General features: G+C 75.1%; 23 protein-coding genes and 1 tRNA gene. 12 read left to right on the top strand and 12 right to left on the bottom strand.

What is annotated here, in order from left to right:
- Positions 1 to 24: 24 nt before the first annotated feature.
- Positions 25 to 1,116, top strand: a complete 1,092-nt coding sequence (locus tag ACI797_RS16230) for an HPP family protein (protein WP_456859756.1) — start codon at positions 25 to 27, stop codon at positions 1,114 to 1,116.
- Here the strand turns inward: ACI797_RS16230 and ACI797_RS16225 are convergent.
- The gene (locus ACI797_RS16225; RefSeq protein WP_456859755.1) at positions 1,113 to 3,116 is read right to left on the bottom strand and encodes an HNH endonuclease; all 2,004 of its coding nucleotides are present in this window, start codon (positions 3,114 to 3,116) and stop codon (positions 1,113 to 1,115) included. The two genes, ACI797_RS16230 and ACI797_RS16225, sit on opposite strands and share 4 nt — an antisense overlap.
- A gap of 122 nt (positions 3,117 to 3,238) precedes the next feature.
- On the opposite strand from ACI797_RS16225, the gene ACI797_RS16220 reads away from it, so the two are divergent.
- The 5 genes from ACI797_RS16220 to ACI797_RS16200 all read left to right on the top strand — a co-directional run bounded on the left by ACI797_RS16220 (position 3,239) and on the right by ACI797_RS16200 (position 9,428).
- Positions 3,239 to 4,093 carry an aldo/keto reductase gene (locus ACI797_RS16220; RefSeq protein WP_456859754.1) on the top strand — a complete coding sequence of 285 codons (855 nt, stop codon included), beginning with the start codon at positions 3,239 to 3,241 and terminating at the stop codon, positions 4,091 to 4,093.
- Between the two features lie 29 nt (positions 4,094 to 4,122).
- The gene (locus ACI797_RS16215; protein WP_456859752.1) at positions 4,123 to 5,043 is read left to right on the top strand and encodes a DUF6910 family protein; all 921 of its coding nucleotides are present in this window, start codon (positions 4,123 to 4,125) and stop codon (positions 5,041 to 5,043) included.
- 181 nt (positions 5,044 to 5,224) lie between these two features.
- On the top strand, positions 5,225 to 5,461 hold the full coding sequence (locus tag ACI797_RS16210) for a hypothetical protein (protein ID WP_456859751.1): 237 nt from the start codon (positions 5,225 to 5,227) through the stop codon (positions 5,459 to 5,461).
- Positions 5,462 to 5,503: 42 nt separating this feature from the next.
- Entirely contained in the window at positions 5,504 to 7,894 is a 2,391-nt protein-coding gene (locus tag ACI797_RS16205; RefSeq protein ID WP_456859750.1) for an ATP-binding cassette domain-containing protein, read from the top strand.
- Positions 7,895 to 8,018: 124 nt separating this feature from the next.
- Entirely contained in the window at positions 8,019 to 9,428 is a 1,410-nt protein-coding gene (locus tag ACI797_RS16200) for an FAD-binding oxidoreductase (protein WP_456859749.1), read from the top strand.
- A 129-nt stretch (positions 9,429 to 9,557) separates the two neighbouring features.
- On the opposite strand, the gene ACI797_RS16195 is transcribed toward ACI797_RS16200, so the two are convergent.
- Positions 9,558 to 9,638: transfer RNA gene (locus tag ACI797_RS16195), tRNA-Leu, on the bottom strand.
- A gap of 89 nt (positions 9,639 to 9,727) precedes the next feature.
- Here ACI797_RS16195 and ACI797_RS16190 point away from each other — a divergent pair.
- Together ACI797_RS16190 and ACI797_RS16185 are read left to right on the top strand one after the other, a co-directional pair.
- The gene (locus ACI797_RS16190; RefSeq protein WP_456859748.1) at positions 9,728 to 9,955 is read left to right on the top strand and encodes a DUF3618 domain-containing protein; all 228 of its coding nucleotides are present in this window, start codon (positions 9,728 to 9,730) and stop codon (positions 9,953 to 9,955) included.
- A gap of 15 nt (positions 9,956 to 9,970) precedes the next feature.
- On the top strand, positions 9,971 to 10,468 hold the full coding sequence (locus tag ACI797_RS16185) for a DUF427 domain-containing protein (RefSeq protein WP_456859747.1): 498 nt from the start codon (positions 9,971 to 9,973) through the stop codon (positions 10,466 to 10,468).
- Positions 10,469 to 10,472: 4 nt separating this feature from the next.
- Here ACI797_RS16185 and ACI797_RS16180 read toward each other — a convergent pair whose 3' ends face one another.
- Entirely contained in the window at positions 10,473 to 11,084 is a 612-nt protein-coding gene (locus tag ACI797_RS16180) for a TetR/AcrR family transcriptional regulator (RefSeq protein WP_456540092.1), read from the bottom strand.
- Between the two features lie 135 nt (positions 11,085 to 11,219).
- Between ACI797_RS16180 and ACI797_RS16175 the strand changes: the two genes are divergently transcribed.
- Positions 11,220 to 12,317, top strand: a complete 1,098-nt coding sequence (locus ACI797_RS16175; RefSeq protein ID WP_456859746.1) for an EAL domain-containing protein — start codon at positions 11,220 to 11,222, stop codon at positions 12,315 to 12,317.
- Here the strand turns inward: ACI797_RS16175 and ACI797_RS16170 are convergent.
- Entirely contained in the window at positions 12,295 to 12,876 is a 582-nt protein-coding gene (locus ACI797_RS16170) for a histidine phosphatase family protein (protein ID WP_456859745.1), read from the bottom strand. The two genes, ACI797_RS16175 and ACI797_RS16170, sit on opposite strands and share 23 nt — an antisense overlap.
- 50 nt (positions 12,877 to 12,926) lie before the next feature.
- Complete coding sequence (locus tag ACI797_RS16165) at positions 12,927 to 13,379, bottom strand: STAS domain-containing protein (protein WP_456540095.1); 453 nt, start codon at positions 13,377 to 13,379, stop codon at positions 12,927 to 12,929.
- A 184-nt stretch (positions 13,380 to 13,563) separates the two neighbouring features.
- Between ACI797_RS16165 and ACI797_RS16160 the strand changes: the two genes are divergently transcribed.
- The 3 genes from ACI797_RS16160 to ACI797_RS16150 are packed head-to-tail and all read left to right on the top strand — an operon-like array spanning position 13,564 to position 16,942.
- Positions 13,564 to 14,718, top strand: a complete 1,155-nt coding sequence (locus ACI797_RS16160; RefSeq protein ID WP_456859744.1) for an acyl-CoA dehydrogenase family protein — start codon at positions 13,564 to 13,566, stop codon at positions 14,716 to 14,718.
- On the top strand, positions 14,711 to 15,406 hold the full coding sequence (locus ACI797_RS16155) for a PaaI family thioesterase (RefSeq protein ID WP_456859743.1): 696 nt from the start codon (positions 14,711 to 14,713) through the stop codon (positions 15,404 to 15,406). Before ACI797_RS16160 ends, ACI797_RS16155 begins: the two co-directional genes overlap by 8 nt.
- A gap of 51 nt (positions 15,407 to 15,457) precedes the next feature.
- Entirely contained in the window at positions 15,458 to 16,942 is a 1,485-nt protein-coding gene (locus ACI797_RS16150; RefSeq protein WP_456859741.1) for an AAA family ATPase, read from the top strand.
- A 6-nt stretch (positions 16,943 to 16,948) separates the two neighbouring features.
- Here the strand turns inward: ACI797_RS16150 and ACI797_RS16145 are convergent, their stop codons facing one another.
- Genes ACI797_RS16145 through ACI797_RS16115 form a run of 7 tightly spaced genes read right to left on the bottom strand, consistent with a single transcriptional unit; the run spans position 16,949 to position 21,408 of the window.
- Positions 16,949 to 17,491, bottom strand: a complete 543-nt coding sequence (locus ACI797_RS16145) for a DinB family protein (protein WP_456859740.1) — start codon at positions 17,489 to 17,491, stop codon at positions 16,949 to 16,951.
- A 33-nt stretch (positions 17,492 to 17,524) separates the two neighbouring features.
- On the bottom strand, positions 17,525 to 18,637 hold the full coding sequence (locus ACI797_RS16140) for an NAD-dependent epimerase/dehydratase family protein (RefSeq protein WP_456859738.1): 1,113 nt from the start codon (positions 18,635 to 18,637) through the stop codon (positions 17,525 to 17,527).
- A 39-nt stretch (positions 18,638 to 18,676) separates the two neighbouring features.
- Positions 18,677 to 18,886: a hypothetical protein gene (locus ACI797_RS16135; RefSeq protein WP_456859737.1), complete on the bottom strand. Its 210-nt coding sequence runs from the start codon at positions 18,884 to 18,886 to the stop codon at positions 18,677 to 18,679.
- A gap of 6 nt (positions 18,887 to 18,892) precedes the next feature.
- Positions 18,893 to 19,324 carry an organomercurial lyase gene (gene merB, locus ACI797_RS16130; protein ID WP_456859736.1) on the bottom strand — a complete coding sequence of 144 codons (432 nt, stop codon included), beginning with the start codon at positions 19,322 to 19,324 and terminating at the stop codon, positions 18,893 to 18,895.
- A 4-nt stretch (positions 19,325 to 19,328) separates the two neighbouring features.
- A complete protein-coding gene (locus tag ACI797_RS16125; protein WP_456859735.1) occupies positions 19,329 to 19,661 on the bottom strand; it encodes a cupin domain-containing protein in 333 nt (110 codons plus the stop codon).
- Positions 19,662 to 19,702: 41 nt separating this feature from the next.
- Entirely contained in the window at positions 19,703 to 20,092 is a 390-nt protein-coding gene (locus ACI797_RS16120; RefSeq protein ID WP_456859733.1) for an ester cyclase, read from the bottom strand.
- Positions 20,089 to 21,408: an MFS transporter gene (locus ACI797_RS16115; RefSeq protein ID WP_456859732.1), complete on the bottom strand. Its 1,320-nt coding sequence runs from the start codon at positions 21,406 to 21,408 to the stop codon at positions 20,089 to 20,091. The genes ACI797_RS16120 and ACI797_RS16115 overlap by 4 nt, the downstream gene beginning before the upstream one ends.
- Positions 21,409 to 21,412: the final 4 nt, after the last annotated feature.

Here is a 21,412-nt window from a genome sequence, read left to right as displayed (position 1 = left end):
ACGGGGCCGGTGAGAGGAGCGAGGGTGCACGCGGACCTGCGGGCCTGGCGGACGTCCCTGCGGCCGGGGCCGCTCGGCTACCGGCGGATCGACTACCTGCGCGGCGGTCTGGGCGCCTTCGTCGGGATCGCCCTCGCCGCGCTCGCCGCTCAGACGGTCCCCGGTGGGCCGGCGATGCTGCCGTTCATCGTGGCGCCGATGGGCGCCACCGCCGTCCTGCTGTTCGCCGCGCCGGCGAGCCCGCTGGCCCAGCCGTGGTCGCTGCTGGTGGGCAACGTCGTGTCGACCCTCATCGGCGTCACGGCCGGGCGGGTGTTCGACGACGTCACGCTGGCGGCGGCGGTGGCCGTCGGGGCCGCGATCGCGGTCATGATGCTGCTGCGCTGCGTGCACCCGCCGGGCGGCGCCTGCGCGCTGTTCGCCGCGGTCGGGACGTCGGCGGTGGCCGAGCAGGGGTACGCGTTCGCCGTCTGGCCGGTCGGGGTGAACACGGTGGTGCTGCTGGTCGTCGGCGCGCTGGTGAACAACCTGACCGGCCGGCCCTACCCGCACGTGCCCGAGCCGCCGGCGCCCAAGGTGGGCGCCGACGCCGCGCCCAGCGACCGGATCGGCGTGCGGACCGAGGACATCCGCGAGGCGATGGCCCGCCTCGACCGCGGCCTCGACGTGCTGCCCGGCGACGTGCTGGCGCTGGTGCGGGAGGCGGAGGCGCAGGCGCTGGACCGCCGGCTCGGCTCGCTGCGGGTGGGCACGCTGATGGCCCGCGACGTGCAGACGGTGCGCGCGGAGGAGTCGCTGTACCGCGCGCGCATGCTCATGAACCAGCACCACGTGAAGGCGCTGCCGGTCGTCGACGAGGAGCAGCGGGTCGTCGGGATCGTGACCGTCTACGACCTGTTCAACCTCGACGTGGTCGATCTGGACCCGGTGTCCAAGGTGATGAGCAGCCCGGTGACGACGGTCGAGGTGGACACCCCGGTCGCCCGGCTGGTGGCGCTGATGAGCGACAGCGGGCTGCGGCACCTGCCGGTGGTCGACGCGGAGGGCCGGCTGGCCGGCATCGTCACCCGCACGGAGCTGATCGCCGTCCTCAACCGGGCGCTCGTCGGTTCCTAGAAGGGCGGCGGCTGGGTCGTCGCGGTGAGGCCGCTGGGCGTGGTGACGGTGACGGTGCCGTCGGCGGCCAGGTCGTGCGTGAACCCGGGTGCCTGGTGCTTGAGCCGGTGGTCGCCGGTGCAGTAACCGGCCAGGTTGTCCGCCGACGTCGGGCCCAGCGGGTAGGGCACGTGGTGGTCGAGCTCGCCGCTGCGCACCGGGCGGCGGCAGCCGGGGAAGCGGCAGCGCCGGTCGCGGTGCCGCACGTACCGGTCGAGCTCGGCCCCGGGCCGGTAGCCGTCCGTCGGCAGGGGCGGGCCGAGGCCGGGCCGGTCGGTGAGGTCGTGGTCGCACCGGTCGGGCCGCCGCCGGCAGGCCGGGCGGCCGCAGTGCGCGAGGCGGCGCAGCCCCGGCAGGTCGGTCAACCCGACGAAGGCACCGGTCAGCGCGTCGACCAGCGCGATGCGTGGTCGCTCGGCCAGTCCGCCGTCGGCGGAGCGGTGCAGCAGGTCCGCCAGCGCCTCCCGATCCATGTCGGCCGCGGCGCGGAGCGCGGCGAGCGCATCGGCGGCGGCGTCGACCCGACCGGCCGGGCCGGCCCGTCGCGCGGCCTCGTCGGCGGCGTCGGCGCGCTCGGCCGTGGCGACCACCCGCGCGGCGTGCCCGATCGCCCGCGTCGCGGCCAGCACCGCCACCGAGGCGTCGTCCACCGCGCGATCGGCGTCGGCCCACCACCGGTCGCCCGGCGACGACGTCGCCGGCTCGTCGGGCACGGGCTCGTCCCCGACGTCGGGGTCGCTCGCCAGCCGGGCCTCCAGCTCGGCCCACCAGCGGTCGTCCAGGTCGCGCATCAGCCGGTCGAACTCGGGGTCGAAGTCGTCGAGGGTCACCGGCCGCGCCGGAGCCGGCGCCGGATCGGGGTCGTCGAACTCCCCGGCCGCGCACCGCCGGTCCCAGCCGTCCTCCCACTCGGCCAGCGCCGCCCGCATCTCGGGGGTGTACTCCCAGGGCTCCCAGCCGGGGTCGTCCAGGAACTGCTCGTCCACCCGGTCGGTCACGGTGGCCGGCTGGAGCTCCGCGAGGGCCGCGGCACCCAGCTCCGACCCGGTCAGCGCGATCAGCAGCTGCCGGATCTCCTCGGCGGAGGCCACCTGGCCGTTGACCTCGCCGGGCTGATCGCCGCCGAGCAGGGTCTGCAGCTGCGCGACGACGGTCAGCACCACCTGGACCGGCGGGAGCTCGGACTCCCCGGGCCGAAGCACGCGGTCGAGCAGGCAGTCGAACATCTTGCGCGGCCGCGCGCGCGTGTCGTCGGGGTCGCCCGGCAGGGCGTCGGCGCAGGCGCCCAGGGCCGCGAACAGCGTCTCGATCTCCGCTCGGGTACCGCCGACCGCGAGCCAGGCCGAGCCGTCGTCGTCGCGCCCGCACTGCCGGTGGACGCCGTGCCGGCGCGCCGCCGCCTCGGCCCGCTGCGCCCCGGAGCGGGCGTCCCGGCGCTTCACCTCCCGCAGCGCCCGGTCGCGCAGCTGGGGCGGCGTGGTGATCGTCCGCCGCACGGCCCGCTCGGCGACCCAGCCGAGCAGTTCGTCCTCGATCTCCCCGCGCAGCCGGTCGTCGGCGACCGGGGCGACGTGCTGCAGCAGCGGCCACAGGTGGTCGGGCGTCAGCAGCCCCGCCTCGAGGGCGGCCAGCGTGCCCGGCAGCCGCAGTTGCAGCGTGCACCCCTGCTCGATCAGCTTCTCGGCCGACTGCTGCGACCGCGTCAGCCCGATCGACGCCTCCTGCGCCGCCCACTCCGAGACCGGCCTCAGGACCTCCGGCCGGCGGGCCCACCGGTCCCTGCTCATCGCCCCCGGCTCGCCCTGAACGCGATCGGCGGTCGCCGGCATCGAGTCCGCGTACGCCGCCAGGGCGCGCGCCCGCCGGGCCGTCCAGCGGGCGATCTCCCGGTCGGCCCGCTGCGCGTCGCCGAGCGGGCCGTCGGCGAGGCCGGTCTGCGGGCCGGGAGCGGGTGCGTGCACGTGTTCGATCATATGTTCGAACAGGTCCCCGTGGCAACCGCTGTGGACAGGGAGATGCGCTGGTCAGAGGTCCGTTCCGCAGCGCCGGGAACACCGCGGACCCTGGGCACGCTGCGCCCGGCATGACCGTATCCGCAGTGTCCGACACGTGCCTCATCGGCGGGGACCTCCCCGTCCACCGCCTCGGCTACGGCGCCATGCAGCTGCCCGGCCCGGGTGTCTGGGGCGAGCCGGCCGACCGGGACGCCGCCGTCCGCGTGGTCCGCGCCGCCGTCGAGCAGGACGTCGACTTCATCGACACCGCCGACTCCTACGGCCCGGCGGTCAGCGAGCAGATCATCGCCGAGGCCCTGCACCCCTACCCCGAGGACCTGGTCATCGCGACCAAGGCGGGCTTCACCCGCACCGGACCGGGGGAGTGGACCGTCGTCGGCCACCCCGCCTATCTCAAGCAGCAGGTGGAGCTCTCGCTGCGGTACCTGAAGGTCGACCGGATCGACCTGCTCCAGCTGCACCGCATCGACCCGGCGTTCCCGCTCGCCGACCAGCTCGGTGCCTTCAAGGCGCTGCAGGACGAGGGCAAGGTGCGCCACATCGGCCTCTCCGAGGTGTCGGTGGAGCAGATCGAGTCGGCACGGCAGATCGTCGACGTCGTCAGCGTGCAGAACCTCTACAACCTGACCTACCGGAAGTCGCAGGACGTCCTCGACCACTGCACCCGCGAGGGCATCGCGTTCATCCCGTGGTTCCCGATCGCGACCGGCGACCTGGCCGCGCCGGACAGCCCGGTGGCCGCCGTCGCCCGCGAGCTCGACGCCACCCCGGCACAGGTCGCGCTCGCGTGGCTGCTCCGGAAGTCGCCGGTCGTGCTGCCCATCCCGGGCACGAAGTCGGTCGAGCACCTCACCGAGAACATGGGTGCGGCCGGCCTGAGCCTCTCGGACGACGAGATGGTCCGACTGGACGCCCTGGCCTAGAACCCACCGCGGCCGGGCACAGTCCTCCAATGCGGGTTGTCGTGGACGCCGTCCGGGCGCTGTGGTTCGACGACGGGTCACCGGTGCGGGCGGCCTCGGGGATCGCGCCGCTCGGCGACGGCTGGCTGGTCGTCCAGGACGACGCCACGGCCGCGGCCTGGCGTCGCCCCGGCGGCACCACCGCCGTGCGGGTGTTCCCGCCGGTCGAGGGGCACGACGTGTTCAGCGAGGCGGCGGGGACCAAGCACCTCAAGCCCGACCTCGAGGTCGCCTGCCCGGCCGAGGTGGACGGCGCACCGGCGGTCCTGCTGCTCGGCTCGGGCTCGTCGGACCGGCGCACCCGCGGCGTGCTGGTCCGGCTCGTCGACGACCGCCCCGAGGTGCGGGTCGCCGACCTGGCCCCCCTGTACCGGCGGGCCGGGCAGCGCCTCGACGTGCCCGGCGACCAGCTCAACCTGGAGGGCGCCAGCCGGCACGGGGACGCGGTGCGCTGGTTCCAGCGCGGCAACCTGGCCGCGGGCGTGCCCTCGTGCAGCGTCGACGTCCCGCTCGACGCGCTGGTCGCGGCGGTCCTCGGCCGGGCCGACCCGGCGGCGGTCGAGCTCGCCGGCCGACGGTCCTACGACCTCGGCGAGGTGGAGGGAGTGGGCCTGGCGGTCACCGACGCCGTGGCGCTGCCCGACGGGCGCGTGCTGCTGAGCGCGGCCGCCGAGGACACCCCCAACGCCGTCGACGACGGCCCCGTCGTCGCCACCGCGCTCGTGCTGGTCGACGACGAGGACGTCGTCGCGGTCGCGCCGATCCCCGAGGTGGACGGCCACGTGCACAAGGTGGAGGGACTGGCGCTGCGCGAGGTGGGCGACGGCGCGGTGCACCTGCTGGCGGTCGTGGACGACGACGACCCCGACCACCCCTCGACCGAGCTGGAGCTGCGCGCCGTCCTGGAGTGACCGGGACCGATGAGTCCCGGGCCGCGGACCGGTCCAGACGTGCGTGGATCGGAACCGGTCAGGAATCGAGAAGACCCGGCACGCGCGCCGTGCCTAGCGTGTCCGCCGTGCCCGAGCCCCGAGACCGCGCGACCCGCAGGGCCGATGCGCTGGCGATGCTGGCCACCCCCGCGATCGACGTGTGGGTCGCCACGGCGTCGTCGGTCGGGAAGCCGCACCTCGTGCCGCTCTCGCTGGCCCCGACGTCGCCGCCGACGAGGCGCTGGGCGCGGCGTACGTCGCGCAGGCCGACTGGGACCCGCGCCGCAGCCCGGGCTACGTGTTCCTGGTGCTGCGGCCGGTGCGGCTGCAGGCCTGGCGCGAGGCGGACGAGATCCCCGGCCGCACCCTGATGCGCGACGGCGCCTGGCTCGTCTGACCCGTACGCCATGATCGACCCCGCCCGACGGATGGAGACACGATGAGCACGCTCACCAGCGCGGATCCGCAGACGTCCGCGCACCCCGCCGACAGCCACGACCTGATCCGCGTGCACGGCGCCCGCGAGAACAACCTCAAGGACGTCAGCATCGAGATCCCGAAGCGGCGGCTGACCGTGTTCACCGGCGTCTCCGGGTCGGGCAAGAGCTCGCTCGTCTTCGACACGATCGCCGCGGAGTCGCAGCGGCTGATCAACGAGACCTACAGCGCCTTCGTGCAGGGGTTCATGCCGACGCTGTCGCGGCCGGAGGTCGACCTCCTCGAGGGCCTGACGACGGCGATCCTCGTCGACCAGGAGCGGATGGGCGCCAACCCGCGCTCCACCGTCGGCACCGCCACCGACGCCAACGCGATGCTGCGCATCCTCTTCAGCAGGCTCGGCACGCCGCACATCGGTCCGCCCACCGCGTTCTCGTTCAACGTCCCGACCCGCAAGGCGAGCGGGGTGCTGAGCACGGAGAAGTCCGGCGGGCGGGTCGAGAAGAGCGTCGTGCGCGACGTGGTTTACCTCGGCGGCATGTGCCCCCGCTGCGAGGGCATGGGCTCGGTCTCGGACTTCGACCTGACGGCGCTGTACGACGGGACCAAGTCGCTGAACGAGGGGGGCCTGACCGCCCCCGGCTACAGCATGGACGGGTGGTACGGCCGCCTCTTCCAGGGGATCGGCCTGGACCTGGACAAGCCGATCGGGAGGTACACGAAGAAGGAGCTGGACGACCTCCTCTACAAGGAGCCGACCAAGATCAAGGTCGAGGGGATCAACCTGACCTACGAGGGCGTGATCCCCAAGATGCAGAAGTCGATGCTGTCCAAGGACGTCGACGCGCTGCAGCCGCACGTCCGGCGCTTCGTCGAGCGGGTGATCACGTTCCAGACCTGCCCCGACTGCGAGGGGACGCGGCTGACCCGGGAGGCCCGGTCGTCGACGATCGGGGGGAAGAACATCGCCGACCTCTGCTCGATGCAGATCAGCGACCTCGCCGGGTGGGTCCGCGCGCTCGACGAGCCGTCGGTGGCCCCGCTGCTGGCCGGCCTGCGGCACCTGCTCGACTCCTTCACCGAGATCGGGCTCGGCTACCTGTCGCTCGACCGGCCGGCGGGGACGCTGTCCGGGGGCGAGGCCCAGCGCACCAAGATGATCCGGCACCTCGGCTCGTCGCTCACCGACGTCACCTACGTCTTCGACGAGCCGACGATCGGCCTGCACCCGCACGACATCCAGCGCATGAACGACCTGCTGCTGCAGCTGCGGGACAAGGGCAACACCGTGCTCGTCGTCGAGCACAAGCCGGAGACGATCACGATCGCCGACCACGTGGTCGACCTCGGCCCGGGTGCGGGCACCGGGGGCGGCGAGGTCGTCTTCGAGGGCACCGTCGACGGGCTGCGGGCCAGCGGCACCCTCACCGGCCGGCACCTGGACGACCGGGCGGCGCTCAAGCCGTCGGTGCGCACGCCGTCCGGGGTGCTCGAGGTGCGCGGCGCGAGCACGCACAACCTGCAGGACGTCGACGTCGACATCCCGCTCGGCGTGCTCGTGGTGCTCACCGGCGTGGCCGGCTCGGGCAAGAGCTCCCTGGTGCAGGGCTCGGTGGCCGGCCGGGACGGCGTCGTGACGGTCGACCAGGGCGCGATCAAGGGCTCGCGGCGGAGCAACCCGGCCACCTACACCGGCCTGCTGGAGCCGATCCGCAAGGCGTTCGCGAAGGCCAACGGCGTGAAGCCGGCGCTCTTCAGCTCGAACTCCGAGGGCGCCTGCCCGACCTGCAACGGCGCCGGCGTCATCTACACCGAGCTCGGCGTCATGGCCACCGTCGAGTCGCCCTGCGAGGACTGCGAGGGCAGGCGGTTCCAGGCGTCGGTGCTGGAGTACACGCTCGGCGGCCGGAACATCGCCGAGGTCCTGGCCATGTCGGTGACCGAGGCCGAGGAGTTCTTCGGCGACGGCGAGGCGAGGACGCCGGCCGCGCACGCGATCCTCGACCGGCTCGCCGACGTCGGGCTCGGCTACCTGTCGATAGGCCAGCCGCTCACCACGCTGTCCGGCGGCGAGCGGCAGCGGCTCAAGCTGGCCACCCGCATGGCCGAGAAGGGCGGCGTCTACGTCCTCGACGAGCCGACCACCGGCCTGCACCTGGCCGACGTGCAGAACCTGCTCGGCCTGCTCGACCGGCTGGTCGACTCGAGCAAGTCGGTGCTGGTCATCGAGCACCACCAGGCGGTCATGGCGCACGCCGACTGGATCATCGACCTCGGGCCCGGCGCCGGTCACGACGGCGGGCGGATCGTCTTCGAGGGGACGCCGGCCGACCTGGTCGCCGCCCGCTCGACGCTGACCGGCCGGCACCTCGCGGAGTACGTCGGCGGCTGACCGCGCGGACGGGGACCTTCGGCCGTGTGCGGGTCCCCGGGGCCGCTCCTACGGTGGGCGCTTCTTCCGGTCTCGCGCCCCCGAGCCCGAGGGCGTGCGGCACGTCCGCCCCCGAGGAGCAGTCATGACACAGGCACAGGCGCAGGCGCTGGAGTCGCTGGCCGGTCGCGTCACCGGACGGGTGGTCCTCCCCCGAGACGAGGAGTACGAGCCGGCCCGCAGGGTCTACAACGGCATGATCGACGCGCGCCCGGCCGCGATCGTGCAGTGCGCGTCCGCCGACGACGTCGCCGCCGTCGTCCGCGAGGCGGCCGAGCTGGGCATGCTGCTGGCGGTCCGCGGCGGCAGCCACAGCGTGCCCGGGTACGGGACGGCCGACGGCGCGCTGGTCGCCGACCTCTCCCCGATGCGGACGGTGGCCGTCGACGCCGACGCGCGGACCGCGACGGCCGGCGGCGGGACGACGTGGGGCGGGTTCAACGACGCCGCGGCCGCGGCGGGTCTGGCCACGACCGGCGGCATCCTGTCCACGACGGGCATCGGGGGGCTGACGCTCGGCGGCGGGGTCGGCTACCTGTCCCGCGCCCACGGCCTGTCCTGCGACAACGTGCTCTCCGCCCGGGTGGTGCTGGCGACCGGCGAGCAGGTCACAGCCAGCGAGGAGGAGAACCCGGACCTGTTCTGGGCGCTGCGCGGCGGGGGCGGCAATTTCGGCGTCGTCACCGAGTTCACCTACCGGGTGCACCCGATCCCGGAGAACGTGCTGGTCGGCATCATGTTCTTCGAGCTGGCCGACGGCCCGGCGATCTTCCGGTTCTTCGACGACGAGCTGGACGAGGCGCCCCGGGAGTACGGCGGCTACCCGGCGATGCACCTGGCGGCGCCGCTGCCGTTCATCCCCGAGGACCGGGTCGGCGACCCGTTCGCGGTCGTCATCTCCTGCTGGACCGGTGAGCCGGCGGCGGGGGAGCGGTACCTCGACCGGTTCCGCCAGGTGGCGCGGCCGGCGGCCGAGATGGTCGGTCCGATGCCGTACCCGGCGCTCAACGCGCTGTTCGACCCGCTGCTGCCGCCAGGGCTGCAGCACTACTGGAAGGCCGCGTTCCTCACGGAGCTGACCGACGAGGCGATCGCCGCGCACATGGAGCACGGGGCGCGCATGCCGGCCGTCACCTGCGCGATGCACATGTACCCGCTCACCGGTGCCGTGCAGGAGGTCGCACCGGACGCGACGGCGTTCGGGCACCGCGACGCGCGGTACGTCGCCAACATGGCCGGCATGTGGCCGGAGCCGGCCGACAACGAGCGCGGCATCGCGTGGGTCCGCGACTACTTCGCCGCCATCGGCCCGCAGTCGCAGCCCGGCGGCTACACCAACTTCGCCTCGGGCGACGAGCAGGACCGGGTGCCGGAGAACTACGGCGCCAACTACACCCGGCTGGCGACCCTCAAGCGCCGCTACGACCCGGACAACCTGTTCCGCCTCAACCAGAACATCCCGCCGCTGGCCGTGCCGGGACCGCGGCAGGGGTAGCCGGCACGCGGCCCGGGCCGTTCCGCTGTCGAGGGGGCAGCGGAACGGCCCGGGCCGCCTGGCGCTGCGAGAGATGTCCACGGAGTCGCGGCCGCAAGCGGCGGGCGGTTGCCGGATCGGTTGCTGTCGTGCGGGAGGCGGGAGTCGAACCCGCACGCCCGAAGGCACCAGATCCTAAGTCTGGCGTGGCTGCCGTTACACCACTCCCGCGCAGGCCCTGAAGTCTAGGAGTCGCCCGGACGGGTGCGCCGTGACCACGCGGACGCGCTGCGCCGGGCGCGGTCTGGCAGGCTGTCGCCGTGCCTCGCGACCCTCGACAGATCCAGCTGGAGATCGACGCCGCCCGCGAGTCGCTCGCGGCCACCCTGGACCAGCTGGTCTACCGGGGCAGCCCCACCCGGCTGAGGGCCAAGGGGCAGGCCGCGGTGCAGTCGTTCCTGGCCACCCCGGTGGGCATGGCCGCCGTCGGCGCGGTGGGCCTGCTGCTGACCGTCGCCGTGGTCCGGCGCATCCGCAACCACGACTGAGGCCGAAGGCCGGGTGTGAGAGCCCCGCGCCCGGATCCCGTCGGTCCCGGCCAGGAGTCGGTCTGGGACTACCCGCGCCCGCCCTCGGCCGAGGTCACCCCGCGCCGGGTGGTCGTCGAGCTCGGCGGCCGCGTCGTGGCCGACACCACCCGGGCGGTCCGCGTCTGCGAGACCAGCCACCCGCCGGTCTACTACGTCCCCCGCGCGGACGTCGCCGACGGCGTGCTGGAGCGCGCCGCGGGCGGCTCCTGGTGCGAGTGGAAGGGCGCGGCCACCTACTGGGACGCCGTCGTCGGCGGCCGGCGCGTCCCGGCGGCCGCCTGGTCCTACGAGCAGCCGACCGCCGGCTACGAGCACCTGCGCGGCGCCGTCGCCTTCTACCCGGGGAAGGTTGACCGCGCCCTCGTCGACGGCGAGGTCGTCCGACCGCAGCCGGGCGACTTCTACGGCGGGTGGATCACCGACGAGGTGGTCGGCCCGTTCAAGGGCGGGCCGACCACCCTGGGGTGGTGAGGGGTCAGCCCCGCTTGAGCAGCGGCAGGACCACCGTCTCGAGCACGTCGTCGGCGTAGGCGTCGTCCACCGGCTCGCCGGTGAGCAGCCACCGCTGCACCAGCAGCGCGCTGGTCATCTCGGCCGAGAGGCTGCCGCTCACGCCGGGCTGGAGTTCGCCGCGCTCCTCGGCCCGCTGCCACACCTCGTCGAAGGCCGCCCGCCAGACGCCCAGCGGACCGCTGCGGAAGGCCTCGGCCAGCGCCGGCTGGTGCGGCACCGTGGAGAGCAGGGACAGGGTCGCCGCGCCCACCGGCCCGTTGATCACCGTGACGAGCCGCCGCAGCAGGGTCCGGAGGTCCTCCTCCAGCGACCCGGTGTCGGGCGCGGTCGCCTCCTCCCGGTTGAGGTCGGCGATGGTGTCGACGACGAGGTCCTGCTTGGTGCGCCAGCGGCGGTAGATCGTCGCCTTGCCCACGCCGGCCTCGGCGGCCACGGCGTCCATGGTCAGCGCCCCGTAGCCGACGTCGGCGAGCAGGCGCAGGATCGCGGCCCGGATGACGCCGTCCCGGCTCGGGTCCCGGGGGCGTCCGCCCCTGCTGCTCCGAGGGGGTTCGAGGGTCGTGAGTGCGGCCATGCCGCAGACTTTAGACACTAAAGTCAGGAATGCCAGTGCTCCGGCCCGTTCGTTGAGACTTTCACGGGTCGGAACTCATCCTGCCGTACCGCGCGCCTGTGCGGGAGGGGCCCGTCGGTCGGTCATCCTCGGGCGGTGGGCACGCAGCGATCCCAGCCGTGGGAGGTGCCGGGACGCGCGACCCGGGCGCTCCTGGCCACCCCCATCAGCCACGTCCTGCCGGCCATCGCGCGGACGGCGCGGACGATGGGCCTGTCCGTCGAGGCCTCGCCCCGCATGCTGGACGTCGTCGACGAGCGGGGCGGCCGCTGGCTGGAACGGCTCTTCGCCCGGCTCGCCCACGAGCTGACCGACGCCGAGACCCGCGCCGTCCGGGTGGTGACCGACCCGCCGGAGGACGACGTCGCCTTCAGCACCGCGCTGCTCAACGCGCCCACCTTGGCCGTCGAGCTCGCCCGCCGCGGGATCACCGTCGAGATCGGTGTCCTCGCCGAGGCCGAGTTCTGGTCGGTCTACCAGCCGGTCGTCTCGCTGGCCGACCGGTCCAAGGTGGGCCACGAGGCCCTGCTGCGCGGCCTGGTCGACGGCCGGGAGGTGCCCGGGGGCGACCTGTTCTTCGTCGCCGGCTCGGCGGGCTGGCTGCACCGGCTCGACCGCATCGGCCGCGAGGCCGCCGTCGCCGGCGCCGCGGGCTGGCTCGGCGAGGCCGACCTGTTCGTCAACACCTCGCCGCGGGCGATCTTCCGGGCGCAGGTGTGCCTGGCCAGCACCGAGCGGGCCGCGCACGACGCCGGCCTCGCGCCCCGGCAGCTGGTCCTCGAGGTCGCCGAGCCCGACGCCCTCGCCGACCAGGGGCACCTCGACCAGGTGCTCGAGCACGTCCGCGCGGTCGGGTTCCGGATCGCCCTGGCCGACGTCGGCGCGGGGTGGTCCAGCCGCGCGCTGCTCTCCGCCGTCCGCCCGGACGTCGTGAAACTGGACAAGGCGCTGGTCCGCCAGCTGCCCGACGAGCGCGCCTGCGCCATGATCCGCGACGTCGTCGAGCAGGCCCACGGGTTCGGCGCGCTCGTCGTCGCCGAGGGCGTCGAGAGCGAGCGGACGGCCCGGGAGGTGGCCGCGCTCGGCGCCGACCTGGGTCAAGGCTGGCTGTTCGGCCGCCCGTCGCGGCCGCGCGCCGCCGTGGAGGAGCCGGTCAACGGCTGGCAGCCGGTCAGCGCAGTCCCCAGCCGGTGAGCGCCGGGCGGGCGTGCTCGTGCCCGAGCACCCCGAACGACCCGGCCGGCAGGGCGAACAGCGCGCCGGCCTCGGGCGCCAGCCCCAGCCAGCGGGCGGTGAGCACGCGCAGCACGTGGCCGTGCGCCACCAGCGCGACGTCGCCGTCGTCCAACCTCGGCCGGAGTCGGTCGAGCACGCGGTCGACCCGCGCCGCGACCTGCTCGAGCGTCTCGCCCGGCGTCGCCCCGGGGACGACGGGGTCGCGCCACACCGACCACTCCCGGCCGAGCTCGTCGCTGATCTCGGCCGTCGTCCGGCCCTCGTAGCCGCCGTAGTCCATCTCGACGAGGTCGTCGTCGACCGCCGTCTCCGCCAGCCCGGCCAGCTCGGCGGTCCGCCGGGCGCGCTGCCGCGGGCTGACCCACACCGCGGCGAAGGTGCGCCCGCTCAGCGCCTCGCGCAGGGCGCGGGCACGCTCCTCGCCCTCCGGCAGCAGCGGCAGGTCGGTGACCCCGGTGTGCTGACCGCTCCGGCTCCACTCCGTCTGCCCGTGCCGCAGCACCACGACCTCGCCCATGCGCCCTTCCTACCCGCCCCGCCCCCGGTCGGCGCAGGTAGGAGGGGCGCTCAGCGCCAGCGGTGCAGCGGGATGGCGCTGCCCGCGGTCCGCGCGGGGCGGACCGCCGGGCGGGCGCGCAGGCCGGCCGGCCGGCGGGGCGTGCCCGCACCGGCGGCCACCGGGTCGGGGGTGGCGCGCTCGACGACGAGGCCGTCGAGGTCGAGGCTGTCGCCGAGGTCGGCCGCCCGCACCAGCCGGCGGGTGGCCGCGCCGGCGCCGACGATCCGGCACGAGCGGCCGGCGGTCCTCAGCTCGCCGCTGATGGACGCCAGCGTGCGCAGGGCGGAGCTGTCCCAGAAGCGGGCCGAGGCGACGTCGACGACGAGGTGGGTGGTGCCCAGGCCCGCGGCCTGGGTGAGCGCGTCGGTGAGCAGCGGGACGGTGGAGAGGTCGGCGTCGCCGGTGAGGCGGACGACGACCTGGTCGGGAGCGGGGACGAGGGCGACGTTGAGCAGTGGCACAGGGTCTCCGGGGCGGTCGGACCGTAGGGGGCCGGTCGTTGCAGCCGCTTCCGAGCCTAGGCGGTTCACCCGTTCGAGCACAACAGAAAGTTATGACTTGACTCCGTTGTGTTTAGAACATGTCGCCAAGGTTCCCGCTCGACCCGCGTCGGTGGCCGGGCCGGACACCCGGCACCATGAGCGCGTGGACGCCGAGGACTTCCGCCAGATCCGGGACGCCGTGCGCCAGCTGGTGCGGGAGGAGGTCGTCCCGCGCGAGGAGCAGATCGAGGACGACGACCGCATCCCCGACGACCTGCGCGCCAAGGCCGCCGACATGGGCCTGTTCGGCTACGCGCTGCCCGAGGAGCACGGCGGGCTCGGCGTGACGATGTCCGAGGACGTGCAGCTGGCCTTCGAGTTCGGCTACACCACCCCGGCGTTCCGCTCGCTGTTCGGCACCAACAACGGCATCGCCGGCCAGGTGATCGCCCGGTTCGGCAGCGAGGAGCAGAAGAAGGCCTACCTGCCCCGGCTGGCCGCCGGCGAGCTGATCGGCTCCTTCGCCCTCACCGAGGCCGAGGCCGGCTCCGACCCGGCCGGGCTGCGCACCACCGCCCGCCGCGAGGGCGACGGCTGGGTGGTCAACGGGTCCAAGCGCTACATCACCAACGCGCCGATCGCCGACGTCTTCATGGTGTTCGCGCGCACGAACCCCGAGGAGAAGGGCGGCCGCGGCATCTCGTCCTTCGTCGTCGACGCCGCGACACCCGGGGTCACCGTCGGCCCCAAGGACCGGAAGATGGGCCAGGCCGGCGCCTGGACCGCCGAGGTGTTCTTCGACGACGTGCACGTGCCGGCCGAGGCGCTGATCGGGGAGGAGGGGCGCGGCTACGCCAAGGCGCTCACCGTGCTCTCCCGCGGCCGGCTGCACATCGCCGCCCTCTGCGTCGGCATGGCCCAGCGCGTGCTCGACGAGTCGGTGGCCTACGCCGCGTCGGCGAAGCAGGGCGGGGCGCCGATCGGCCGGTTCCAGCTGGTGCAGGCGATGCTCGCCGACATGCACGCCGAGCTGCTGGCCGGCCGGAGCCTCGTGCTGGACGTCGCGGCGCGCTACGACTCCGGTGAGGACACCTCGGTCGGGCCGTCGTCGGCGAAGCTGTTCTGCACCGAGATGGTCGGCCGCGCCGTCGACCGGGCGGTGCAGGTGCACGGCGGCATGGGGTACCTGCGCACGACCCCGGTCGAGCGCTTCTACCGCGACGCCCGGCTCTTCCGCCTCTACGAGGGCACCAGCGAGGTGCAGCGGCTGATCATCGGCGGCGCGCTGCTGCGCGAGGCCGGCATGCCCCGTGGCTGACCGGCCGGAGCTCCCGCCGGAGCAGCGGGCCGCCCGCCGCGACGCGGTCGGCGCGCTGGGCGACGCCCTGCGCGGGCTCGTCGACGCCGCCGTCCGCACCGAGGTACCGGTGGCCGACCTCGAGGCGGCGACCCGCGCCGCCCGCGAGCTGACCGCCCTGCTCGGCGCCGACCTGCGCGAGGTGCACGAGATCGCCACCGTCGACGACCCGGAGACCGGGGAGCGCTGGTTCAGCCCGGTCTACGGGCCCGGCAGCCCGGTCGCGCCGCCGATGGTCGTCGAGGACTTCCCCGGCGCGGGGCGCTGCGTCGGCCGTGTGACCGTCGGCAAGGCGCACGAGGGACCGCCCGGGCTGGTGCACGGCGGCGTCGTCGCCACCCTGCTCGACCACGTCGTGGCCCGTGCGGCGCGCGCGGCCGGGCACGGCGGGCTGACCGCCTCGCTCACCGTCACCTACCGCCGCCCGGCGCAGCTGGGCGTCCCGCTCGTGGCCACCGGCGAGCTGGTCTCGGTCGAGGGCCGGCGGGCCCGGTCGACCGGGCGGCTGGTCGCCGCCGACGACCCCGGCACCACCCTCGCCGAGGCCGAGGGCGTGCTCGTCGCGCTGCGCGCCGAGCGGGCCGCGGAGGTCTTCGCCCGGTCCGGCCGGGCGGTGGGTGCCTGGTCGGAGCGGTCGTCGGACGCCTGACCAGCGGAAACCGGCTGACGAGCCGGGTCCGTCCCGCTACCGTCCGGCCTCGTGACGAAGCGCGCGTCCGCCGGGTGGGTCGCCTACGGTCCCGGGCCCGCCCCGCAGCCCGCCGGGCCCGACGCTGCCGTGCGGCCGGAGCTGGCCGACGTCGGCCGGCTGGTCCGCCGCGGGGTGCGCGCCGTGGTCGGCGCGGCCCGGGCGGACGAGCGGATCACGCTCACCCGCATCCTCACCGAGCACCTGGGGGACGGCGCCGACGAGCTGGAGGTCGTCCAGGAGAGCTGGCCCGGCTACGAGCACGTGAACGTGCAGGCGGGCCTCGACGCGTGGCTGGCCGATCCGAGGCGCCGCGCCGAGCTGGTCGGCATCGTCGGCTACCAGCACCGGCCGTTCGGGCTGGGCGAGCTGCTGACCGCGGCCGACGGCGGCGCCGCCGACCCGTTCGGCCCCCGGCCGGGCAACCCCTCGCGGGTCAACCGCGCCGCCGGCCCCGACGGCGAGGTGCGGGCGTGCGTGCGCTGCGGGCTCTACCTCGTCAGCGAGGGCGGCACCCGCCTGGCGGTCCTCGTCCGCGGCCCCGAGCCCGAGATCGGCATGCCGGTGACCACCCTGCACGTCGCCGGCACCGACCCCGAGGTCGCCCGCCGGGCGGCCGGCGAGATCCGGGCCGAGGCGCTGGCCCGCAACGTCTTCCGCGGCAAGGTGCTCTCCTTCGGCGGCGAGGTGTTCGGCCACGGGGAGGCGGTGCTGACCTTCCACCGGCGGCCCACCATGTCGGCCGACCAGCTGGTGCTCGACCCCGGCACGCTCGCCGAGGTCCGCCGCCAGGTGGTCGAGGTGGCCCGGCACAAGGAGCGGCTGCTCGCGGCCGGCCAGCACCTCAAGCGCGGCCTGCTGCTGTTCGGCCCGCCCGGGGTGGGCAAGACGCACACCGTCCGGTTCCTGGTCAGCCAGCTGGTCGGCACCACGGTGGTCCAGCTGACCGCCGACGCGCTGCACCTGATCGTCGAGGCGTGCTCGGTCGCCCGCACGCTGCAGCCGGCGATGGTCGTGGTCGAGGACGTCGACCTGATCGCCGAGGAGCGCGGCATGCATCCCGGCCAGCACCCGCTGCTGTTCCAGCTGCTCAACGAGATGGACGGCCTCGCCGAGGACGCCGACGTCGTCTTCGTGCTGACCACCAACCGGCCCGACCTGCTCGAGCCGGCGCTGGCCGCCCGCCCCGGCCGGGTCGACCAGGCGGTGGCGCTGGAGCTGCCGGACGCGGCGGCCCGGCGGGCGCTGTTCGAGCTCTACCGCGGCGACCTCGACGTCGACACGTCGGGCCTGGACGACGTCCTGGCCCGGACCGAGGGCGTCACCGCGTCGTTCCTCAAGGAGCTGCTGCGCCGTGCGGCGCTGCTGGCCGCCACGCGCACCCCCGGCGAGGCGGCGATTGCGGTCTCCGCCGAGGACCTCTCCGCCGCCCTCGACGAGCTGCTGGACACCCGCAACGCGATGACCCGGGCGCTGCTGGGCAGCGCGCCGTCCTGAGGCGGGCTACTCGCCGGTCGCGCCGTCGATCGTCTCGCGGATGAGGTCGGCGTGGCCGTTGTGCCGCGCGTACTCCTCGATCATGTGCACGAGCAGCCAGCGGAGGCCCGGGGCGCGGCCGTCGGGCCACGGGACGGCGAGCGGGCGGTCGAGACCGCCGTCGGCGAGCGCCTCGGCGACCCGCTCGCGGGAGCGCTCGACGGCGGCCCGCCACACCTCGCGGACCTCGTCAGGGGAGAGGTCCGCGGCGCGCTCCCAGTCCCAGTCGGGCTCGGCCTCCCAGTCCACGGCGTTCCAGGGCGCGCCCGGGTCGCGCTGCCACAGCCGCCAGGTGAACCAGCTGTCCTCCACCCAGGCCAGGTGGGTGAGCAGCCCGCCCAGGGTCATCGTCGAGGCGCCGACCCGGGCCCGGAAGCCGTCGGCGTCCAGCCCGTCGGTCTTCCAGACCAGCGTCGCCCGCTGGAACTCCAGGAAGCCCAGGAGGGTCGCCAGCTCGTCGCCGTCCGCCGGTGGTTCGGGCCGGCCCTGCTCGTCCAGGAGCGTCTCCACGCCCCCAGCCTGCACGAACGCGGGCCCGGAGCTCTAGTTGGCGCGGGGCCCGGGGGCGTTCTGCGGGTCGCCGTCGGGGTCGCGCTCCGGCCCGCCGGCGGGGTCGAGCAGCGGCCCGGGCGCCCCCTCGCCGCGGCCGAGGGCGGCGACGAACTGGGCGAGCACCTCGTCGCCGCGGTGGAACGGCGCCCAGTCGAGCAGCCGCCGGGCGCGGGTGGTGTCGAGCGCCGGCGCGTTCAGGCCGAGGTCCAGCCAGCCCGGCTCCGTGGGCACCAGGTGGGCGGCGAACGCGGTGCCGAGGGCGGCGCGCAGCACCGGTGCGGGCACCGGCACGCGGAACGTGCCCAGGGCCTTCGCGAGGTCGTCGGCGTCCATGGTCGGCTCGGCGGCCAGGTTGAAGGCGCCGGACGCGCGGCGGTCGAGGATGCGCTCGAGGGCGTCGGCGACGTCGTCGGCGTGGATGAAGCCGACCGTCACCTGCGGCAGGGGGAGCGGCAGCACCTTCGCCACCGGTTCGGGCAGCAGCCGCGCGGCGCCGTACAGCAGCGGGCCGAGGAAGTAGCGGCCGATCTCGCTGGCCGCCGCCGGCTGCAGCACCAGCGTGGGCCGCACGACGCTGAACGTGACGTCGGGGGAGCGGGTGCCGAGCTCGCGGACGGCGCGCTCGGCCTCGGCCTTGTCCCGGCTGTACTGCGAGCTCGGGATGCCGGTGGTCGGCCAGTCCTCGGTCACCTGCTGGCCGCGGGCGCCGGGCGCGTAGGCGCCCAGCGAGGACATGTGGACGACGTGGCGCACCCCGGCCGCGACCGCGGCCCGCACCACGCGGCGCGTGCCCTCGACGTTGACCCGGCGCAGCGCCTCGGGGTGCCGGCCGGGCTGCAGCGCCCACGCCAGGTGGACGACGGCGTCGGCGCCGTCGAGGAACTCCGGGAGCGCCTGCTCGCTGTCGGCCTCGCCGAGGTCGGCGAAGGTCCAGCGGACCCGGTCCCAGGGCGGCTGGTCGGGCGGCTCGCGGCGGGCGAGCCCGCGCACCTCGGCCGCGCCGCTGCCGGTCAGCCGTCGCAGCAGCGCCGTCCCGACGTTGCCGCTCGCACCGGTGACCGCGACGGTCAGGCCCTCCAGGTGGCCGCGCTCGAGCTTCGCCATGGCCTGCCGCTACCCAGCGCGGCCGGGCAGAACCTCGCGCTAGCCGAGCCGCCAGAACTCGCCGACGAGCCCGAGCCCGTCGAGGACCGCCTGGTTCTGCGCGAGGGTGTGCGGCACCCAGTCCGGGGCCAGCCGGTCGCCCCACCACGCGTGGGCCAGCGCGCTCAGCGTGCCGACGGCGAGGGTCGCACCCGGCGTCCGCGCGCCGAGCCAGCGCTGCACGTGCTCTCCCGACCGGAAGAGGTTCATCGTGCTCTAGGTGAAGACGATGTCGTCCCACCACCGCCGGGCCGGCACCAGGCAGTGGAAGACCAGCGAGCCGTCGTCGGGCTCGCGGTCGCGGACCGCGACCCGCAGCGGCTCGCCGCAGTCGGGGCAGGAGGCCTCGATCCGGCCGTCGACATGCAGCGCGGCGCAGATCCCGAAGGCGTCCCAGGCGCAGTTCGCGTACCACCACCGGCCGCCGGCCCGCACCCGGTAGGCGGTGGGGACGGCGGAGAACGGGTTGGCCATCCGGATCTCGTCGCCGGCGCGGGTCAGCACCAGCGCGTGGGCGTCGTGCAGCCGGCGCCAGCCCGCGACCACGTCGTCCCGGTCGCCGCCCACCTCCTCGGGGGTGGGCGCGCGGCCGAGCTCGACGAACCGCCGGTAGGTGGTGTTGCGCAGCGCGACGTCGGCGGCGTCCACGGCGTCAGTCCGGGCCGAGGTAGCGGCCGGTGCTCCCGCCGCCGTCCTTGAGCTCGACGAACAGCACGCGGGTCGGGGTGTCGCCGATGTTCTCGCCGTGGTGCCGCTGGGCGGGGAGCCAGCCGGTCAGGCCGGCCGGCATCTCGACGTCGCGGTGCTGGTCCCCGGAGACGAGCCGGCGGCGGAACGCCGAGAGCGTGTGCATCACGCTGTCGGGGTGCTCGTGCGGCGTGGTGCGGTCGCCCGGGCGGTCGGTGTACTCCAGCACGCGCACCCGGTCGTTCTCGAAGACCACCTTGTAGTGGTCCGGGTTGGTCTCCACGGGGTCGAGGCTCATGGCGGCACAGCGTGGCCCGGCGCCGACGCCGTGGCCAGCCCCTACGGCGCCCTGAGCTGCTCGAGGACGCCGAGGTCGTCCGCCGTCACCCACACCTCGGCTATCCGGCCGCCCGCCCAGCGGTAGAACGCGAACTCGCGCGCGGTGACCCGCCGGCCGGTCGCCGGCACCCCGAGCCACTCCCCGCGGTGGGTGCCGGTGTCGGTGAAGTGGGCGGCCACCACGTCGCCGTCCACCAGCAGGTGCTCGATCTCCCACCGGTAGTCGGGGAACGCCCGGACGACGGCCCGCAGCCCCTCGGCGTAGTCGGCGAGCGCGCTCCGCTCGCCGTTGACCACGAGCTCGTCGTGCACGAACTCGCCCAGCTCGTCGAAGCGGTGGGCGTTGCAGGCGGCGTTGTAGCGGCGGTAGGTCCCGGCCAGGGAGCTCACTCGAGTGCCCGCCCGCGCAGCTCGGGCAGCCCCCAGGTGGCGAGCGCGCCGACCGTGAAGAAGAACGCGAAGACGCCGAAGACCAGGCCGCTGCCGCCCTGGGCGAGCAGCGGCGGCACCGACAGCGGCGCCAGGATCGAGGCGATCCGGCCGAAGCCCGCCGCCGCGCCCGCGCCGCTCGCCCGCAGCGCCGTCGGGTAGACCTCGGGCGTCACCGCGTACAGCGCGCCCCACGCGCCGAGGTTGAAGAACGACAGCACCATGCCGGTGACCAGGACCGCGGTCTCGCCGTCGGCGGTGGCGAACAGCGCGGCGCCGACCGCCGAGCCCACCAGGAAGACGGCGAGGGTCGGTCGCCGTCCCCACTTCTCGACGAGGAACGCGGCCGCGGCGTACCCGGGCAGCTGGGCGAGCGTGATGACCAGCGTGTAGCCGAACGAGCGGACCAGGGAGAAACCCGCCTCGACCAGCAGGGTGGGCAGCCAGATGAACGCGCCGTAGTAGGCGAAGTTGATGCTGAACCAGACCACCCAGAGGGCCGCCGTCCGCACGCGGGTGCCGGCGGCCCACAGCCCGCGCACCCGCTGCGCCGCCGGCGGTGCGGCCGGGGGGGAGGAGCGGGGCGCGACCCCGGCGGCGGCCTCGAACCGCCGCACCGCCGCCTCGGCCTCCTCGGTGCGGCCGCGCAGCTCGAGGAAGCGCACCGACTCGGGCAGGCCCCGCCGGACGACGACCGCGTAGAGGGCCGGCACCGCGCCGATGGCGAGCGCCCACCGCCAGCCGGCGTCGCTGCGCGGGACGACGAGGTAGCCGATCAGCGCGGCCAGCACCCAGCCGACCGCCCAGAACGCCTCCAGCGCGACGACCACGCGCCCCCGCACCCGGGCCGGGGCGAACTCGCTGACCAGCGTCGAGGCCACCGGCAGCTCGGCGCCGAGACCGAGGCCGATGAGGAAGCGGAAGACGAGCAGCGCGCCCACCGACCAGGCCAGCGCCGCCGCGCCGGTGGCGACGCCGAAGACGAGGAGGGTGAGCGCGAAGACCTGGCGGCGGCCGCAGCGGTCGGCCAGCAGCCCGCCGAGGGCGGCGCCGAGGGCCATGCCGACGAAGCCGATCGAGCCGATCCACGACAGCTCGGTGGCCGACAGCGACCACTGCGCGGCCAGCGCGGCCATGACGAACGAGATGAGCCCGACGTCCATCGCGTCGAGCGCCCAGCCCAGCCCGGAGCCGACGACGAGGCGGCCGTGCTCGCGGGTGAAGGGCAGCCCGTCGAGGCGCTCGGCGCGGGTCGGCGACGCGGACACGGTCGTCATGCCC

It is taken from the genome of Geodermatophilus sp. SYSU D00691 (assembly GCF_054050275.1).
The sequence above is the reverse complement of the archived record's forward strand: the minus strand, read 5'-3'. Positions and strand labels throughout refer to the sequence as shown.

Coding starts and splice junctions, on each gene's coding strand:
- ACI797_RS16220 (WP_456859754.1), top strand. CDS start 3,239: ATGACCGTATCCGCAGTGTCCGACACGTGCCTCATCGGCGGGGACCTC.
- ACI797_RS16215 (WP_456859752.1), top strand. CDS start 4,123: ATGCGGGTTGTCGTGGACGCCGTCCGGGCGCTGTGGTTCGACGACGGG.
- ACI797_RS16205 (WP_456859750.1), top strand. CDS start 5,504: ATGAGCACGCTCACCAGCGCGGATCCGCAGACGTCCGCGCACCCCGCC.
- ACI797_RS16200 (WP_456859749.1), top strand. CDS start 8,019: ATGACACAGGCACAGGCGCAGGCGCTGGAGTCGCTGGCCGGTCGCGTC.
- ACI797_RS16180 (WP_456540092.1), bottom strand. CDS start 11,084: ATGGCCGCACTCACGACCCTCGAACCCCCTCGGAGCAGCAGGGGCGGA.
- ACI797_RS16170 (WP_456859745.1), bottom strand. CDS start 12,876: ATGGGCGAGGTCGTGGTGCTGCGGCACGGGCAGACGGAGTGGAGCCGG.
- ACI797_RS16140 (WP_456859738.1), bottom strand. CDS start 18,637: ATGGCGAAGCTCGAGCGCGGCCACCTGGAGGGCCTGACCGTCGCGGTC.
- ACI797_RS16135 (WP_456859737.1), bottom strand. CDS start 18,886: ATGAACCTCTTCCGGTCGGGAGAGCACGTGCAGCGCTGGCTCGGCGCG.
- ACI797_RS16125 (WP_456859735.1), bottom strand. CDS start 19,661: ATGAGCCTCGACCCCGTGGAGACCAACCCGGACCACTACAAGGTGGTC.
- ACI797_RS16115 (WP_456859732.1), bottom strand. CDS start 21,408: ATGACGACCGTGTCCGCGTCGCCGACCCGCGCCGAGCGCCTCGACGGG.